We start from the raw sequence: 19818 nt of genomic DNA, 5'->3' as shown, positions 1-19818 counted from the left end.
GAGTCCCTCACGTACCGCTGCCCCGGCGCCTGAAGTCCGCCCGGGAGTCGCCCTGTTCGGACAGCCACTGATGGACCGCGAGTGCGGTTGATTCGGCGTGTTCCTCCAGCATGGAGAAGTGGTCCCCCGCCGCCGCCGTCCGGACGTGTTCCAGGGGCCAGCCGGCGTTCGCCTCGTCGCCGAGCAGCCCGTGCAGGGTTTTGCCCTCCGACGCCCCTACCAGCATGGTCGGGGTGGTCACCGGCAGCGGGCTCCAGCCGTCGAACAGGTCCGCGTACCACGCCATCGCCGTGAGTTGTTCGTCGATGACGGGCAATTGCGGGAACTGGTCGAACAGCCGTCGCGTGATCACGGACATTCCCGCGGTCATGGCCGCCCCGGTCGCCCGGAGCGTATCGAGCAGCACCAGCGCGACGGGCGGAGCGCCAACCTTCTCCAGCCGTCGTACGAGCTCGTGAGCAGGCCAGCCTCCGGAGGAATATGCCGCGAGCGCGAACGGCCGCCCCTCGAACCGCTTGAGCAGCGTCTCGGCCAGTCGGTCCGCGGCGGCTTCCAGGCTCACGGGCAGCTGCTCCCCGGGGGCGTATCCGGGGAGGGAGACCGTCGAGACCTGGCGGCGGCCGCGGAGTGCGGTGGCGAACCTCACGTACTGGTACGCCCCTGTGGGGGCGACGAGGGAGGGCAGGCAGACCAGGGCCGGTTCCTGCCCGCCGTCCGACAGCCGCAGGATCTCCGGCTCGGGTCCCGCGCCGGCGGCGAAGGTCGGCCGGAGCCGGGCGGCGATCGACAGAAGGTCACCGGCCTGCTGCGGGGTGCCGGTCTCCAGCGCTGTGCGGAAGAGCGTGGCGATGGGGTGCGACGGAGCCGGAGCGGGGGGCGTTGTCTGCTGCGAGGACGCCTTCGACGACCGGGAGTCGGCGTCGGAGCGGGGTTGCCCCGCTGTCACGGGGCTCAGGCGCGCCAGGAGCGCGTCCACAGGAGAGCCACCGGTTCCCAGGAAGTGGGCGGCGAGTTCCTCGACGGACTCGGCGTCGAAGAGCAGGGTGGACGAGACCTCGCCGAGATCCTCGCGCAGCGCGTTCGTGAGCTGAAGGACGAGGATGGAGTCCATCCCGTAGTCGCTGAGCGGCGCCGAGAGAGCGATCTTGTCCGCCGGGATGCCGAGGGTCTGCGCGGCCTGGTCACGGAGGTACCCGGCCATCAAGTCGGCCCGGGTCTCGGTATCGAGAACGGTTGTGGTCGCGGTGACGGGCTCTGCCGGGACCCGTACCGGTGCGGGAACGGGCCGGGGCGGTACGGGGGCCGCGGGCGGGGGCTTCGGGGCCGCTCGCCGAGTCGCGGACTTCCGGTCGGCCGGTGGGTCCACCACCGTTTGGCGCGCGATCCCGTTGCTCTCGGCGGCGATGATCTGCTGCCCGAGCTCATGTGCCTGTGGCAGTACGGAAACGACCGACGGGAAGCCTTCGCTCTCCAGCACTTCCCGCCAGCTCGCGGGCGACAGCGCGGGCGATCCCGGCACCCGCAGCGAGTGGTCCTCGAAGAGCCACCAGCCCTCCAGCAGTCCGAACGTGAGGTGGCTGGAGAGGTCGAAGGTGGCGAGTTCGTTCAGCAGGAGCCATCCGCCGTCGCGCATGGCCGCCTTCGCGTTGCGGATCGTGTTCCGGGTGTCGCGAGTCGCGTGCAGGACGTTGGCGGCGATGACCAGGTCGTAGCTCCCGCTCTCCAGGCCCTGCCCCGCCATCGGCTGCTCGGCGTTGAAGCGGGCGTAGGTGAGATACGGAACCTCCGGTCCGTACTCGGTCCGGGCATGGATCAGGAACGCCTGCGAGAGGTCGGTGTACGTGTATGTCTCGATGTGCTCCTGGAAGGGGCGCAGGGCGGCGAACATCCCGACGCTCGTGCCGCCCGTGCCGGCGCCGATCTCCAGGATGCGAAGCGTCGCGTCCGGGTCCAGGCGCAGCCGCTCCGCGACGATGGTGGCGGCGGCATCGGCCATGGCGCGGTTGTACATGTCGGCCACACGGTTGTCGCGGTATGTCCCTTCGACGAGTGCGACGGAGCCACGCGGGAACATGATGTCGGTCGGCCTGGTCCTGCCGGTGAGTATGTCCGGCAGCGCCCGGAGTGTGGCGTCCAGCAGGGCGAGTTCGGCCTTCTTGTCAGGGTCCTCGGACCACTCCGCGCGGCGCTGGTCCCACTCGCGGTGGAGGACGTCCAGCGACGGGGCCGACTCCGGCACGGTACGGAGCGCGTGGTCGAGCCAGGTGTCGTACCTGGGCAGGATTCCGGCACGTTCGCGGAGTTGGGCGACATCACCGGGAGACACTGGAGTGCCGGGGCCGCGCAGGCCGCCGAGCGCTTCGAGGTGCCCGCGGACCATTGTGGCGAGGAGCGGATCGCGTTCGGTCCTGCGCCATGCGGCGATCGCGCGCATGGCCTCCCACTCGGACGGCGCCGTGGCGGCCGCGGCGACGGCGGCGGGCGCGACGTGGGACCGTGCCCTCTCGTGGACCGTGAGGCGGGTGGCCGGGTCGATTCCCTTGATGGCCTCGGGCTTCGTCAGCTTGATGAAGCTCAACTGATGCTGCGGGCCCCCGAGGAGCGTGTCGAGCGCCTCCATCGCCTCCGGCGGTTCGATCGAGACGAGTCCCCAGCGTGCCATGTGTTCCCGGTGGAGTTCGGACGAGGCGCTGCCGATGCTTCCCCACCACCCCCAGTTCATCACCTTGACCGGGCACTCCCAGTGCCGGGCGAGGAATTGGGCGTAGGCGTCGCTGAAATTGCATCCGGCCGCGTAATTGGCCTGGCCCGCAGCGGTCGTGAACGACTGGACCGACGAGAAGAAGAGGACGAAATCCAGTGTCTCGTCCGCGAAGATCTCAGCCATCGCCACGCTGACGTCGACCTTCGAAGCGAGGCTCGCGCGAAGCGTCGCCTCGTCCATCCTGGCCAGGCTCTGGTCCCGCAGGACGAGCGCCGCCTGGATGACGCCGTGGATGCGCGGGTGATGCTTCTTGATCTCCGCGTAGGCGGTGCGCAGCGATGCGGGGTCCGCGGCGTCGGCGGATATGTAGCGCACACTGCCGCGGCCGCCGTGGCTCAGCTTGGCTTCGATCGACGCGTCCGAAGGACGCCGCCCGATCCAGATGACATGGGCGCCGTAGCGCTGGACGACGTGCTCGGTCCATGCGGTGCCGAGTCCGCCCGCACCTCCGATCACGACATAGACGCCGCCTTGCCGGTAGGCGTCCTCCTGTACGTCGCCGGGCTCGTTCGGCGCCCAGCGCCGTGCCAGCCACTGGCCCGCGCGGCGCACCAGGATGTCGTTCTCCGCGTGGTCGGGGAGCGCCGACAGGGCCTCCGGCACATCGGCGGTGTCGAGGTCTGTCCGGCGAACCGACCAGTTCGCGAACTCGTGTCCGAGCGACCCGAAGAGGCCGTGCAGCCCGGCGTGCGCGGGTGCCGTCGACTCGGTGTCGTGCGTGGCCAGGGCACGATGCGTGACCAGTGTCAGGACGAGCGGGCGTGCGTCGTGTCCCGTACGGACGAGGGCCTTGATCATGCGGAAGGCCGCGATGACGCCGTCCTCCTGGGCGGCGGTGAACCCGGCGGTGTCGGCCGGCGGGAGCGCCTGCCGGCCTTCCGCCGCCGCGTCGGGTGCGATCCACAGGAGATGGTCGATCGTGGCCGAAGCCCGGAGCCGGTCGGCGACCTCGTCCGTCGAAGCGCTCGGTGCGAGGTCCCACGTCGTGACACGCGGGTACTGACGGGCGAGAGCGGACCGCTGTTCGGCGGTTCCTCCCACGACGAGGACATGGTCCGTGTGCGGCAGGGCGCGTGCGGCCGACGTGTGCTCGGATACGGGTTCCCAGACCGGTGCGAACAGTGAGGGCACCGGTTCTTTCACCCGGCGCGAGGTGTAGCCGGTCATCCGGACACAGACCTCGCCGTCGCCGTCGACGAGATCCACATCGAGCCGGCTCAGCGCGGTCGCCTTCTCCGTCGAGTCCGCGACACGGACGACCGCCCACATCGAGGCCGGGCACGGGGCGAGGAGCTCGAACCGGTCGAGCGCGAACGGCACCACCGTCTCCAAGGAGGCTTCGCCATCGGTGAGATGCAGTGCGATCGAGGCCTGGATGGCCGAATCCAGGAGAGCCGGGTGCAGGACGTACGGCGCGCCGGCCGGGTCCGCGTCGGCCGGCAGGTCGAGCTTCGCCACGACGGTGCCGGTACCGACCTGTGCCTCGCGGATGGCGCGGAGCGACGGCCCGTGGACGATGCCCATCGACGCGAGCGCCTCACGGATGCGTTCGGCGGATACGGTCGCCGCACAGTTCGCGCGGAGCGACGCGAGGTCGACACGGTCGGGGCGGCCCGTGCCGGAGCGCGATACGCGCCCGGTGGAGAACACGACGGGTTCGGCGGCCGGCTCGGTCTTCAAGGCGATCTCGAAGGTGAGCTCGTCGCCGGTAGCCGGTTTCACCAGGACATCGACGCTCAGGGGCGCTCCGTCGAGGGCGACCGGTCGTATCCAGGTGATGTCGCGCATCCGCAGGGGCGTCGTCGCGTCGGTGCCCCACGCACGGGCCGCGGTCTCGCGTGCCATTTCGAGGTGGGCGACGCCCGGGAGGACGCGCTGCCCGCGCACCGTGTGATCGCGGAGGATGGCCTCGTCGCCCGTGAACACCGTTGAAGCGCGCAGGGTGGCAGGGCTGTCCGCCACAGCCGACGACTCGTGGATCAGTGGATGATCCGCCACCGGCACGCGTACCCCGGCGGGGCGGGTGACGCGCGGAGGAGACAAGGGCGGCTCCCCGGCCCAGTGGCTCTCCCTGGCGAACGGGTAGGTCGGCAGGGGGACTCGCAGGGAGGTTCCCGGCGCGAACAACGCGCCGTATTCGAGGGCGACGCCCAGGGTGAAGTGCCGGGCGAGGGTGGTGAGGTCCGCGCGGTACGCATCGGCATCCGCGTGGGCGCCCATCGGGTCCGAGCAGCGTCGGAGGCATTCGTCGCCGTGGCTCTTCTCCGTGGCCGACGTGGCCGCCGCCGCCCCGCCCTTGCGCGTCGGTACCACGTGGCCGGTGAACGCCTGTGATCCGTCGAGCCCGTCGTCGAGGATACGGAGCAGTTCGGTACGGTCCCGCACCACGCAGGCGAACCGGTGGGCGAACCACTCCCTTCCGACGGCGAGCGTGTGGGCGACGTCGCCCAGGTCCGGGATGTCCTCACGGCGGCAGTGGTCCGCCAGCCGGGCGACCTGTTCGGCCAGCTGCTCACGTGAGTGCGCCGAGAGGACGACGAGATACGCGGGCCGCGGCGCACGGGCACGGGCGGCGGACGGCGCCTCCTCGATGACGAGGTGCACGTTGGTGCCGCTCGCGCCGAAGGTGCTGACGGCGCCGCGACGCGGTCCGCCGTCGGACGGGGCCTCCCAGCTGTGGGTGCGCGTACTCAGGTAGAAGGGGCTGTCTTCGAGGCTGATGGCGGGGTTCGGCTTCTCGAAGTGGAGCGAGGCGGGGATCTGCTCGTTCCTCATCGCGAGGAGGATCTTGAACACCCCCGCGACGCCCGCGGCGAACTGGGTGTGCCCCAGGTTCGTCTTGATCGAACCCAGCGCGCAGAACCCGGATTTCTCCGTGCCGGCCCGGAACGCACGGCTGAGCGCCGAGAATTCGATCGGATCGCCGAGAGGGGTGCCGGTGCCGTGTGCCTCCACGAGCCGGATGGACTCGACGTCGACACCGAAGCTTTCGTAGGTGTCCCGGAGCAGGCGCTCCTGTGAGACGGAGCTGGGCGCCGTGATCCCGTTGGTCGCGCCGTCGTGATTGCTGCCCAGGGCGCGGATCACCCCGTGGATGTGGTCCCCGTCGGCAAGGGCGTCATCGAGCCGCTTCAGTACGAGGACACCGACCCCCTCGCCCGGCACGAAGCCGTCGGCACGGTGGTCGAAGGTGTGGCAGCGTCCGGTCGCCGAAAGCATTCCGGCGCGCCCGGCCAGCCCGTAGAGCCGCGGTGTCGACTGGACGAAGACACCGCCCGCCAGCGCCATCGACGTCTCGCCCGACCAGAGCCCGCGGCACGCCAGGTCGATCGCGACGAGCGAGCTCGAGCACGAGGTGTCGACCGCCAGCGCGGGGCCCTTCAGGTTGAGGAGGTAGGAGATGCGGGCCGGGACGAAGGACGCCATGTTCCCCCAGAAAGCCTGGGCGGGCGCGTCCTGGCCGAAGACCTCGTGGTAATCGCCGTTCCAGCAGCCCACGTACACGCCGCAGTGGGTTTCGCTCAGGTGACGGCCGGCGTACCCCGCGTCCTCCAGCGACTTCCACGCCTCTTCGAGGAGCAGGCGCTGCTGGGGGTCCATGGCGGCGGCCTCGACGCCCGAGATACCGAAGAACTGCGGGTCGAATTGATCGATCCGGTCGAGGAATCCGCCCCGCGTGCAGCGCGCCGATCCGTCGGCCCCGGTGTCCGCGAGGTCCCAGCGGGTGGCTTCGGTGACAAGATCGTCACCGTTCACGAGATGGGTCCAGAGGTCGTCGAGGCTGTCGGAGCCGGGGAACCGCCCGCTCATCCCGACGATGGCGATCGGCGCGTGGGCGGCGGACCGTTCGGTGGGGGGAGAGCCGGGAGCGGTCTCGGGAGCGATCCGCGGACGCGTTTCCACGGTGGCGGCAGGCGGAAGGGGAGCGGCGCCGATGTCGCCGTACTCGGCGAGCAGATGTGCGGCGAGACGATCGGCGGAGCTGTGGTCGAAGATGACGCCGGTCGAAAGGTCGAGCCCGAACGTCTCGTTGAGCAGATGGACGAGACGGACGGCGAGGATGGAGTCGAGTCCGTAGTCGGCGAACGCGAGCCCGGCGTCGAGCTCGTCCGGCGAGATGGCGAGCACTTCCGCGATCTTCGCGCGTACGGTGCCTGCGACCTGTTCGTCACGCGTGATGCCGGGCGCGGCATCGGGCTTGGCCTCGGGCGCGGCTTCGGGCCTGACCTGAGGTGTGCTCTCGTCGGGCCGCACGGCGATGGCCGGAGCGTCGCCGGGGATCACCCTCCGGACCGGCTCCAGGTCTCCGATCCAGAACCGGTCCCTCGCGAACGGGTACGTCGGCAGGGATATCCGGCGGGGCGACGCCGCTCCGTGAAGCGTCCGCCAGTCCAGCTCCACGCCGTCGGCCCAGAGCGCGGCCAGCTTGTCGTACTTCCCCGCCCGGGCCCACCGTTCGACCAGCAGCTCCCGGAGGTCTTCGTCGGCCGAGATCTCGGCGACGACGCCGGGGCCGTGCCCGGCGCTGCCCCGGTGGAGGCCCGGCGTTCCCGACGCGTCCCCGGTCTCCGCGTACCCGCGCAGCACGCGCCGGAGTTCGGGCAGGGAGGCCACGGTCACCGCCAGGCGCTCCTTCATCGCCTCACGTCCGACCTGGAGGGTGAAGGCGAGATCTGCCAGGCTGACCGCTTCCCGCTCCGCGTCCCCGGGTTCGAGGAACGCCAGCAGACGTGCGGCGGAGTGCCTCAGGCGCTCCGGCGTCCGCGCCGAGAGGACGACGAGTTGCTCGCCCCCGTCCGAGGCCGCCCGGTCCGAGGCGGCCTCTCCCACGTACTCCTCAAGGATCACGTGTGCGTTCGACCCGCCTGCCCCGAATGACGAGACCGCGGTGATCCGCGGTCGTTCGGACTCCCAGGGTGCGAGGGTCCGCTGGACGAAGAACGGCGTCTCCTCGAACCTGATGCCGGGGTTCAGCTCCTCGGCGTGCAGGCTCGGTACGAGCGTCCGGTGCCGGAGCTGAAGCACCGCCTTGGTGACACCCGCGATGCCCGCGGCGGCCTCCAGATGCCCGATCACCGACTTCACGGAGCCGATCGCGCAGAACTGCCTGTCGTCCGTGGACTGTTCGAAGGCGAGGGAGAGACCCTTCACCTCGATCGGATCGCCCAGCTCCGTACCCGTGCCGTGCGCCTCGACGTAGCTCACCTCTCGCGCCGGTATCCCGGCCCGGGTCAACGCGTCGCCGATCAGTTCTGCCTGGGCGGTCGGGCTCGGCACCGTATAGCCGTTGGACCGCCCGCCGTGATTGATGCTCGTCCCGCGGACCACGGCGAGGACCCGGTCTCCGTCCGCGAGAGCGCGGGAGAGAGGCTTCAGCAGTACGGTGCCCACGCCCTCGCCGGGTACGAACCCGTCACCACCCTTGCCGAAGCTCCGCACGCCTGCCCGCGACGACAGCATGGTCGAACGGCAGAGCTCGATGTAATCGGAGGGATGCAGATACAGGTTCACCCCACCGGCGATGGCCACCTCGCAGGAGCCCCGGCGCAGGTGTTCGCAGGCCTCGTGGATCGCTGTGAGCGATGACGAACACATCGTGTCGATCGTCAGGCTCGGCCCTTGGAGGTCGAGGACGTACGAGGTCCGTGCGCTGAGCGAGGCGAAGGAGAGCGAGGGCACGACCGTCTCGCCCGACGGCAGGCGCGCCTCGCCGTGCCGTGTGTGACCGGACTTGGTCACACCGGCGAAGACCCCGACCCGCCGCTGATGGCGACGCGCCAGCTCCTCGCGGGTATAGCCCGCGTCCTCGATCACTTCCCAGGAAGCCTGGAGGAAGAGGCGCTCCTGCGGGTCCATGGTGTAGGCGTCGCGCGGGGCGATCCGGAAGAAGTGCGGATCGAACGCGTCGAAGTCCTCCAGGAAGCCGCCCCACTTGCTGTAGCTGCGCCCGGTGGCGATGGCTGTGGCGCGGTCCGGCTCGTAGAAGCCGTCCAGCGGCCACCGGCCCGGTGGGATCTCCGTGATGGAGTCACGCCCCGCCTTGAGGTTCTCCCAGAACTCGTCGGTGTTCTCGGCCTGCGGATAGCGCCCGCTCATTCCGATGATCGCGATGGCGTCGTCCGGGGCGGGCGGGCCGGAGGCGTCGGCGCTCCCGGCTGTGTGCCGCGATACCGGCACGGGGACGGCGGCGGACGGTTCGTCGGCCTGTGTGACGGGAGCGGGCGGTGCGGGTTCCCCGGCAAGCTGCCCGGCGACGGCGCGCAGCGTGGGGAATTCGTAGAAGAGTGTCGTCGGGACCTCGCCGTACACGCTGGAGAACGCCCTGTTGAGTTGCACGACCATGACCGAGTCGAGGGCCAGGTCGTCGAGCGGCCGATCGGCGTCGACCGCGTCGAGGGGGAGCTTCGTGACGCGGGCGAAGAGCTCCACGACGGACCGGAGTGTCTCCCGGTCGGGAAGCCTGCCGGCCGTCTTGCGCGCAGGGGCGGGCGCGGGCGTGGGTACGGATGCGGGCACGGACGAGGGCACGGCCTTCGCCGTCTCACCGTGGTGCACCCAGATCTGGTCTTCGCCCGCCTCCCCGAGCCGCCAGGCGCTCAACAGGGCTTCGAGCCCTGCCTCCGACTCCATGGGAACGAGGCCGCGATCGCGCCGGAGGTAGGCGAGCGTCGCGTCGTCGACCGTCATTCCACCGTCCTTCCAGAGCGGCCACGCGATCGAGACCGTACGTCCCGGCCGTTCGCCCGCCGCGACGCGCCTGTTGCGGCGGGCGGCGTAAGCGCCGAGATAGGCGTTGGCCGTGGCGTAGTCCGACTGGCCGGGATTTCCGGTGATGGCCGCGCCGGAGGAGAAGACGAGGAAGGACTCCAGTGGCATGTGTGCCGTGGCCCGGTCCAGGTGCACCAGGCCGTCGACCTTGGGGGCGAGGACCTTGTCCCACTCCTCGACGGTCTTGTTCGTGAGGGAGGCGTCGTGGATCACCCCGGCGGCGTGGATGATCCCGTGGATCTCGCCGGTCTCCTCACCGACTCGCGCGATGAGATGGCGTACCTCCTCCCAGCGGGAGACGTCCGCGACGGCGTATCGGGCCACCGCCCCGGCTTCCCGCAGCTCGGCGAGGAGTTGGTCGATCCGGGTGTCCGGTGCCGACCTCCCGACGAGGACGAGCGTCGGGCGAACGGTGTCCCGTGCGATCCGACGGGCGACGACGGCGCCGATGCCGCCGGAGCCTCCGGTGATCAGGTACACGCCTCCCGAGCGCCACGGCGTGCTCGTGCCGTCGGCCGACTTCGGCACCCAGGTCCGCACCTGGCGTTCGGCGCCTCGGTGGAGCACGAGTGCGTCGTCCGCGTGCCGCGCGTTCTCCGCGACGATCGCCGCGATGTCGTCCGCGTCGCGCGGGCCGTCGAGACCGAGAACCTGTCCGGTGATCCGCGGGCTTTCGAGCGTCGTCGTCCGCAGGAGTCCGGCGAGGGCCAGCCCCACCGCTTCGTCGCCGTCCGTGCCGTCTGTAGATGTCACCACTTGCACGAGCGTGGTGCCATGGTGGCTCTCGCCGACGAGAGCGCGGACGATCTGGAACACCTGCTGTGAGATGTCGGTGAAGCTGCTCTCCGGGCGCTGCTTGGCGGTCGTGACGAGGTGGAAGTACGCGCCCGGCAGACGGCGTTCGACGCTGTCCCGCGCGGACCCCGTCGCCCCGCAGAGGATGACGGCATGACGCGCGTACGCGGCGTTCTCGCCGGTACGGTCCGGCGTCATGGGCTTCGGCGTCCAGCGGGGTACGAGCAGCGTCGTCCCGGTCGAGGGGGCGGGTTCAGCGGCGCCATCGGCTTTCGCGTCGCTTCCGGGGAGCCAGTAACGGTCGCGTGCGAACGGGTACGTGGGCAGATGCGCGCGCCTGGGCGGGGCGGAACCGGCGGCCTCGTACATCTCACGCCAGTCGACCTCGGCCCCTCCGCTCCAGCGCGCGATCACCTCCGCGAGGCCGTCCGGGGCCCGCCCGGTGTCACGCCGCGGCCCGGACTGCGCGCCGCTGACGAACGCACGCAAGTTCTCGGCGAGTTCCCGGTGCGAGGTGACGACCCAGCCGACCCGTACGGCCATGGCTTCGCGCCCGGCCTGAAGCGTCCACCCGATCGAACGGAGCGGGGCGGGGCGGGGCGTGTTCTCAAGGTAGGCGAGCAGGTCCCGCGCCCGCTTGCGGAGCTGCTGCTCCGTACGCGCCGAAAGGGGGACGGCGACCCGGCTCCCGGCACCCTGCGCCGGACTCTCGTCCGCCGCGGCCTCACCGGCGTAGTCCTCGACGACGACGTGGCAGTTCGCGCCGCCGAAGCCGAAGCTGCTGACTCCCGCCCGGCGTGGAGCGAGGACACCGTCGCGGTCGCGGGACCGCTGCCAGGGTTCACTGTCGCGCACGATGCGGAACGGGCTGCCGTCGAGCTGGATGTAGGGGTTGATCTCGTCGCAGTTCCGGGTCGGCGGCAGGGTGCCGTGCTCCATGGCGAGAAGCACCTTGAGGAGACCCGCGATACCGGCGGCGGCTTCCAGATGCCCGATGCTGGTCTTCACCGAGCCGAGCCCGCATGTTCCGACGCCGTCGCTCCCCAGCCGCTGGTAGGCGGTCTGGAGCGCACGCACCTCGACGGGGTCGCCCAGGGGCGTACCGGTGCCGTGGGCCTCCACATAGCCGACCGTCCGGGGGTCGATGCCGCCCATGGCCTGCACCACCAGGTCCGACTGCGCCGCACCGTTCGGCGCGGTGAGGGAGTTCGCACGCCCGCCGTGGTTCTCGGCGCTCCCGACGATCACGGCGAGGATCGCGTCCCCGTCACGCTCGGCCGCGGCGAGGGGCTTCAGTACGACGGCGCCGACGCCCTCGCCCCGTACGTATCCGTTCGCGTCGCTCGCGAAGGTCTTGCACCGTCCGTCCGGGCTCAGCATGCCGGCCCGGTCCGCGCTGACGAACGTGTCGACGCTGAGGAGGAGGTTCACCCCGCCCGCTATCGCGGTGTCGCACGCCCCGGACCGGATGGCCTCGACGGCTCGGTGGACAGCGACGAGCGAGCTGGAACAGGCCGTGTCGACCGGCTCGCTCGGACCGTGGATGTCGAGCACGTACGAGATGCGGTTGGCGAGCATGGAGTGTGCGTTGCCCGTGGAGGTGAACGCGTCCGGCGGGGTGCCATGGGCCGAGAGCAGCGTCGCGTAGTCGGTCCCCGAGACACCGAGGAACAGACCGGTGTTCCCCGGCAGGCCGGAGGGGGCGTACCCGCTGTGCTCCACCGCGTTCCAGACCGTTTGGAGCGCCAGCCGGTGCTGCGGGTCCATCAGCTCGGCCTCCCGCGGCAGGATGCGGAAGAAGGCGGCGTCGAAGGCGTCGACATCGTCCAGGACGCCCGCGTGGCGCGGAAAGTCGGATGCCTCGACGATCCGCGCGTAATCCGCGTCGTAACGGTGGAGGGGAAACGCCGTGACATGGTCGGTCCCCGCGGCCAGGTTCGCCCAGTACGCGTCCAGGTCGGGTGAGCCGGGGAAGCGGCCCGCGGCGCCGATGACGGCCACCGGCGGGGGTGAGCCCTCGGGCGCCGGGGGCCGGGGGACGGCCGTCACCACGTCGGGAACCTCGGTCGTCTCTGCCCGGAGCCGCTCCACGGGGTCCGGGGCGGGCTCCTCGGTGGATTGCGGCGGAAGCGATCGTTTGTACGCCGCGCGCAGGTCGCCCTCGTACTCTGTGACGAGGTGCCTGCCCAGCGATTCGAACGTGTTCCGGTCGAAGAAGACCGCGGGGGTCAGATCGATGCCGAGCCCCTCGCGCACCTGCTTCGAGAGGGCGACGAGCGAGACCGAGTCGAAGCCGAAGGCGTCGAACCCGGTGCGGGCGTCGAGTTCACCGGCCTCGAACTTGAGAATGGCGCCCGCCATGTGGCGTAGCTCGTCCACCGCGAAGGAGGCGAGGGCGTCGCTGCCCCCTACCGGCGTCTTCTCGGCTGTTCCCTCGGCTGCGTCCACCGCTCGTGCGCTCACGGTCGGGTCCTTTCGCGGTCCTTCGTCATCGCCGCACCGCATGTCGGAGAGCACTCCGACCACCTCGCCGTTCCGGTCGAGGAGGCCGACGGACCCGCTGAGGCCGTCTCCCTCGGCGGTCACGTCGAAGACGACGTACACCACCGATTCACCCGCGTCGCTCCCGTCGGCGAAGAGCCGGATCTCGTCGATCCGGTGCGGCACGGTGCGCGCCCAATACGGTGAGCCCGCCCGTTTGGCCTCCAGCTGGAGGCCCTGCGCGATGGCGGCGAGGAGGTGCGGGGGGAGGGTCACACGCGGCTTCACATGATCCCGCTGGACTTCGGGGGCGGTGACTTCGAGGACCAATCGGCCGTCCCGCAGGCGGTATACGCGCTCGGTGCCATGGAATTCCGGCGTGTATCCGATGCCGCCCCCGGCGAGTTCCGCGAGGAACTCGGCCCCGGAGAGCGCGTCGGGCGTGTCGGGAGTGAGTGCCCCGACAGGGATTCCCGCGAACGGCCTGGCGCGGGGTGAACCGGGCGACGGCGTACGGTCGTCGTCACCCGCTTGCACATCGAACGCCGCTACGGGCACCCGCGTCCCCGAGGCGTCCTCCGCGAACACCAGGCCGGAGGCCGTCTTCCGGTCGGCGGCGTCGAAGGACGTCACCAGGCGGGCGGCAGTCGTCCAGGTGACCGGGCCCAGCAGGCGCAGGCGGCGCACGACCGACCCGTCGGCGAATCCGGAGACCTTCGCGGCGGCGATCGCCAGGTCGATGGCGAATGTGGGGACTATGCCGCGCCTCTTGTCCTGCCTCTCTCCCGTCGTGCAGCCGTAATCGAGGAGATCGTCCAGGTGCACGTCGAGCACATACCGCAGCCCGTCCACGTCCGACTCGTTCCTGCCGAGGAACGGGTGGAGCTTCTCGCGGTGTGCGAGCGGCGCGAGCACGGACGGCGCGCCCTCCTCCTCGGCGACCCAGCAGCGCACGCGCTCGAAGGGGTACGAGGGGAGAGAGACCCGCCGGGGCGCGCGTGCGCCCTCACCGGCCTTGCTCCAGTCGACGCTCTTCCCGCCCACCCAGGTGGTCGCGAGGGTCCGCAGGCTCTCGGTCCGCGCGTCCTCGGTTCGCGGGTCACCGCCCACGAGCGCGGCACCGAGGTCCCGGTCTCCCGCGAGGTACCGGTCGACGGCCGAGATGGCATCGCCGATGGTCTTCGCGAGAAACGCCCAGCGGTGCGGGAGTTCGTTCTTGCCGACGCGGAGCGTGAACGCGATGGACGCGGGGTCCGCTTCTGCCCCGGCGGCCAGGTAGGCACGGAAACGCGCGAGATACGTGTCGAGAGCGGAGTCGTTCATCGCGGAGAAGACGAAGAGTTCCTCGCGCCCCTCACTCGCGCGTCGCGGGTCACGGACCGTACGCGGGGGCTCTTCAAGAATGATGTGCGAGTTCATCCCGCCCGCACCGATCGACGTGATCCCCGCTCGTCGCGGATGTGTGACCGTTCGCCCATCGACGGTGGTCACCGCCGGCTCCCAGGTCGCGAGCTGTTGCTGCAGACGGAAAGGCGTACGGGAGAAGTCGATGTCCGGGTTGGTCACCGAGCTGTGCAGCGAGGGTGCGAGCTTCCCCTTCTCGAACTGGAGGATGACCTTCGCGATGCCGATCATTCCGGCAGCGTGAAGAAGGTGTCCCATGTTCGACTTGACCGAGCCGATCGCGCAGAACTCAGTCTCCTGCGTGTATTTCTGAAAGGCAGTGGTCAGTGCCTTGGCTTCGATCGGGTCGCCCAGCGACGTCCCGGAGCCGTGGGCTTCCACATAGCTGATGGTCCGGGGATCGACGCCCGCGTCGTCGATCGCCTTCTCGATCGCACGCGCCTGCATACGAGGGCTGGGGACGGTGAACCCGTTGCGTACACCCGCGTTGGCGAGAGCGGTTCCCTTGATGACCGCGTACACGTGGTCGCCGTCGCGCTCGGCCTCGACGAGCGGTTTGAGGACGAGGGCACCGACACCCTCCCCGAGGATCGTCCCGTCCGCGCCCAGACCGAAGCTCCGGATCACGTCCGAGGTGGCCGTCGTGAAGTGCTCCTGCGAGGAAGTGATGAGGTTGTACGGATGCAGGAGAAGGTTCACCCCGCCCGCGACGACCATCTTGGTTTCGCGGGCACGGAGCATCTGCACGGCCTGGTGGACACAGGTCGAGGACCCCGAACACATCGTGTCCACGAACATCGAGGGCCCGGTGAATCCGTAGAAGTACGAGAGCATGTTGGGCAGCGTCCCCGTGTAGCTGCCGCTTGCCGTGGACCCGCGCGTCAGGCTGTTCTGAAATCCGTACAGGCCATAGTGGTTGCTCATGGAACCGGCGAGTACGCCGACATCGCCGTCGTACTGTCGCTGGATCGTCTCGCGCGAATATCCCGCGTCTTCGAGCGCCTCGACCCCGGACTGCAGGAACAGCCGGACTTCGGGCGACATGTTCTCGGCATCGCGCTTGGAGATGCGGAAGTAGCGGGGATCGAACATGTCGATGTCCCGGAGGAAGGTTCCGGTGCGGATGGAACTCTTGCCGAGGACGCCGCGGTCGCGGCTGTAGATCGCGTCGTGGTCCCAGCGGTCGCGGGGAACTTCCTCGAAGGTGTGCCGTCCTTCTTCGAGGAGTGTCCACAGGGAGTCGGGGCTGTCGGCTCCGGGGTACTTGCCCGACATGCCGATGATCGCGATGTCGTGGTAGTCGTCACGCGCATCCGCGGGCACGGGAGTGGGGTCGACCTCGGTCCTGTCCGTGTCCGGGGCCGTCTCCGTCGCCGTCTCCGTCGCCGGGGCCGTCGCCGCGTCACCGGACTCGGGCGCCGTCTCCTCGGAGCCCAGGATCGCCTTGGTCTTCTCCCGGTGCGTCTCGACGAAATAGCCGGCCACTTCTTCGATGCTCAGATACTCGAAGAAGATCGTTTTCGACAGCGGCCCGAAGAGCTCTTCGAGGTGCGAGGTCATCTCAAGGATGCTGAGTGAGTCGATCCCGTACTCGATGAGGTTGACGGTGTCCTCGATCGTCTCCGGGTCCCGGTGCAGTACCTCGCCCAGGAGACGCTTGAGCAGGGCAGCCGCCCGTTCCCTGAGTTCGCCGTCGCCGGCCCCGCCTCCCGTGGCGCCGCCCGCCGTGGCCTCGCGCACCACGGTCGGCTGCGCGGAGACGGACGCGGGGGTGGGAACGCTGGGAACGGAGGAATTAGTTCCGGAGGTCTGCTCTCCTCCGTCGGGCCGCTCGTACGAGAGCGTCGCGTCGGCGCCGTACGCGACGATCACCTGCGCGGGGATCTCGGCGCCGTCCAGAATCTGCCCGAAGGCCCGCAGGCCCGGCTCCGTCGGAAGGGGTTCCCAGCCGCGCAGCTTGCGCATGGACTCGCGGGTCACGGCGTCGACGGTCATCCCGCCGTCCGCCCACAACGGCCAGCTCACGGCGACGGTCCTGCCGCTCCGCTCACCGATGTCCACGAGGGCCCGCCGGTGGTGGGCGAAGGCGTCGAGGAAGGCGTTCGCCGCGGCGTAGTCGGCCTGACCCGAGTTGCCGTACACCCCCGCGACGGATGAGAAGACGACGAAGAAGTCGAGGGCGAGATCGCGCGAGGCCGCGTCGATGTTCAGGGTGCCGCGTACCTTCGGCATCGTCACGTCGGGGAGATCCGCGGCGTCCTTGCGGAGGATGTATCCGTCCCGGGTGATCCCTGCCGCGTGCACGATCCCGTCGAGCACCCCGTGCTTGCGCACGATGGCGCGGACGGCGCGTTCCACGTCCTGCTCGCTGCCGACGTCGACGGGGAGGTAGTGCGCGTCGACCCCTTCTTCGCGTAGTGCGCGCAGAGCCGCGTCGCTCGCGGCTCCGGGCGCCGACCGCCCGCTCAGGACGACGGTGACACCCGCGCGCCGGGAGAGATATCGCGCGAAGTGCAGGCCCAGCCCGCCGAGACCGCCGGTCACCCAGTAGACGCCGCCGTCCCGCAACGGCGGGACTTCCGGTCCCTGGCCCAGCTCGATGGAGACGGGACGCCACGCCTGACGGGTGCCGTCCGCCGCGTAACGGAGTTCGCAAACGGGCTCCGTGCCGGTGCCGGTCGCGCTGTCGTCCTCGTACGCCACGGCACGGAGGATCTCGGCGATCCGCTCAGGCGACGCGGTGTCGAGCTGTGCGACGCGGACGACGCGTCCGGAGACGAGCGGGTTCTCCAGAGCGGCGGTCAGGAAGAGGCCGGTGAGCGGCGCGTGGAAGTGCCTGGGGACCCTGTCGTCGATGAGGGCGACGAAGCGGTGCTCCTCGCGCGGCCTCGACTTCAGGATCTCCTGGAGCCGTTCGAAGACGGAACCGAGCACGGCGTCGACGCCGTCGGCGATCCCGTTGGGGCTGACGCCGGGAAGGTGTTCGAGCGGGAAACCGGTCGCGGTGGGGGCCACGGGGCCTTTCCCCGCGACAAACCCGTGCACGGTGCGGCCGGTCGCCCCGGCCGTCGCCCCTCGCTCCGCCACCCAGCGGGACGTGGCGGTGACGACACCGGGCTCCTCGCGGGCCGCCTTCGGGGTGGCCGCGCGCTGGACGAGCCCGCGCAGCCGGACGCTCACGGCTCCTTCGGCGTCACAGAGATCTATGTCGAACTTGTCGAGCGTGCCGCCGCCCGGGCTCCGCCGCACCCACGCCCAGGTCTCGGACGGGCAGGCGCCACGGATCTCTATCTGTTCGGCCACGAACGGCATGGCCGGCCCCGCCGCCGGCTCACGGGCGGTCTCCGCCATGAGGACCAGTGAGGCCTGGAGGGCCGCGTCCAGCACGCTCGGAGGCAGCACGAAGCCGCCCGAGTCGGCTCCGGTTCCGTTCGGTTCCTCGATACGGGCGAGGAGTCCCTCCGTACCGAGGAAGACCTCGGCGAGCCCACGCATCGCGGGCCCGTAGTCGAGCCCCTGGCCGTAGAACGCGCTATAGATGTCCGCGGGCTCGCGCGGTGTACGGCACGCCTTCCGGAGAGCGTCGAGATCAAGCGCCGCGGACTCGTCGGCCGCCCCCATCTCCGCGGTGCCCCGACCGTGGACCACTGCCGATCGGTCGAGCGCCGACGAACCCTGGTAGACCTGGAACTCGATCGTGTCGCCGTCCTTGGGGAAGAGCCCCACATGGACATCGGCCCCCGCATCGTCCACGACGAGCGGGCGTGTCCACGCGATGTCGCGGATACGGACGACCGTTCCCTCGGGCGCGTCGCGTCCCACGGCGTCCTCGACGGCCGCCCGGACCAGTTCCACCTGGGCCGCGGCGGGCAGCACCCGTGCGCCGCCTATCCGGTGCGACGCGAGGAAGGGCTCGTCTCCCGTGAACGCCGCGCTGTAGCGCCCCTCGGACAGATCGGACGTAGTGCGGTGCACGAGCGGACTCCGCCTCTGGAGCTCGGCGGGATTCCGTATCGGAGGCTCGGGTTCCACGACCGGAGTGACGAACCAGTGGCGCTCCCGCGCGAACGGGTACGTCGGAAGCCTCAGCCGTCGCGGACGCTCCTGGACACCGTCGTCGCTGTGGAGCTCGCTCTCCCAGTCCACCGGGTCTCCCTGGAGCCAGCGCAGCGCCGTCTCCCGCAGCCCGGCCGCCTCCTGGGCCGGCGTCCGCGCACCGATGTGCGCCTCGGAATCCGTGAGTGTTCCGTCCTCGAACGCTTCGAGCAGCGCGACGAGTTCCGACCGCGCCGTGACAACGAAAGCGACCCGGGCGGACATCGACTCGCGGCCGACCTGCAGCGTGTACGCGATGTCGGTGAGCGCCCGCGGTGGCCTCAGCGCCTCGGCGACCGCGTCACCCGGGTCCGGGGCACGAAGGTGGTCAAGAAGGCCACGGGCGACGGCGCGCAGCCGGTCCGGCGTCTTCGCCGACAGTGGTACGAGGCACGGCCGCTCGGGAGCCTCCGGCATCTCGGACGCCACGTCGTTCTCGTCGGAGCGGTACTTCTCGTCGTACTCCTCCAGGACGACGTGCGCGTTCGTTCCGCCGAAGCCGAACGAGCTCACGCCCGCGCGGCGCGGCGCCGTCCGCCCGTCCGCCGCCGCGGGCGGCTCCGCCCAGGGCTGAGTGTCCCGCACAACGTAGAACGGGCTGTTCTCCAGCTTGATAAGCGGGTTCTGATTCTCGAAGTTGACGGTCGCGGGCAGTACCCGACCCGCGAGAGCGCCGATCACCTTGACCATCCCGGCGACGCCCGCGGCCCCTTCGAGATGTCCGATGTTGGTCTTGATCGACCCCACTCCGCAGGCCGACGGACGCGCCTCGGTGCCCTGCGCGGCGTGGAGATTCTGAAATGCTCGCTTCAGCGCGACCATCTCGATCGGGTCGCCGACCGGTGTCCCCGGCCCATGCGCCTCGATGTACGACACCGTCTCGGGACGGATGCCCTCGCGTGTGTAGAGCCCTTCGATGAGATTCGCCTGAGCCGCTGGATTCGTCACCGTGAGGGAGTTCGTCCTCCCTCCGTGGTTCGTCGCGACACCCCTGATGACCGCGTACACGGGGTCACGGTCTTCCAGGGCCTTCGCAAGCGGCTTCAGCAGGAGAACCGCACCGCCTTCACCGCGGACATAGCCGTCCGCGCTCTCGTCGAAGGCGCTGGCCCGGCCTGTCCGCGACAACATGCCCGCCTGGCTGAAGGCGACGAAGTGCTTCGGCGACCAGCACAGGTTCACGCCACCGGCGAGGGCCAGGCCGCACTCACCGTTGCGCAGGGCGGAGACAGCCTCGTAGACCGATACGAGCGAGCTGGAGCACGCGGTGTCGTTCGTGATGCTCGGCCCTTGGAGATCGAAGAAGTACGAGACGCGGTTCGAGATGATCGAATACGCCGTACCCGTGGGAAAATAGACGTCGGTCTTCGCCTTTTCCCTCTCCATCAGCTCCGCGTAGTCCGCGTGGCACACGCCCATGAACACGCCTGTGCTCGTGCCGGCGGTCTATCGCGCCGGGCCCGACCCTCGCCGGTGGGAGCAGGGCGTCCCTCTCGCCGACCTCGTCGATG

At 70.2% G+C, this 19818-nt stretch carries 1 protein-coding gene and 1 pseudogene; both read right to left on the bottom strand.

The window, feature by feature from the left end; genetic code table 11:
- Nucleotides 1–7: 7 nt before the first annotated feature.
- On the bottom strand, nucleotides 8–16177 hold the full coding sequence (locus ABZ370_RS19690) for an SDR family NAD(P)-dependent oxidoreductase (RefSeq protein ID WP_358622836.1): 16170 nt from the start codon (nucleotides 16175–16177) through the stop codon (nucleotides 8–10).
- A 48-nt stretch (nucleotides 16178–16225) separates the two neighbouring features.
- A pseudogene (locus tag ABZ370_RS19685) lies at nucleotides 16226–19735 on the bottom strand (type I polyketide synthase); the annotation flags it as partial.
- Nucleotides 19736–19818: the final 83 nt, after the last annotated feature.

Source organism: Streptomyces sp. NPDC005962, from assembly GCF_040629205.1.
GTDB lineage: Bacteria > Actinomycetota > Actinomycetes > Streptomycetales > Streptomycetaceae > Streptomyces.
The sequence above is the reverse complement of the archived record's forward strand: the minus strand, read 5'-3'. Positions and strand labels throughout refer to the sequence as shown.

Bases quoted from the DNA above. Each gene is read 5' to 3' on its own strand.
- ABZ370_RS19690 (WP_358622836.1), bottom strand. From the start codon at position 16,177: ATGCGCAAGCTGCGCGGCTGGGAACCCCTTCCGACGGAGCCGGGCCTG.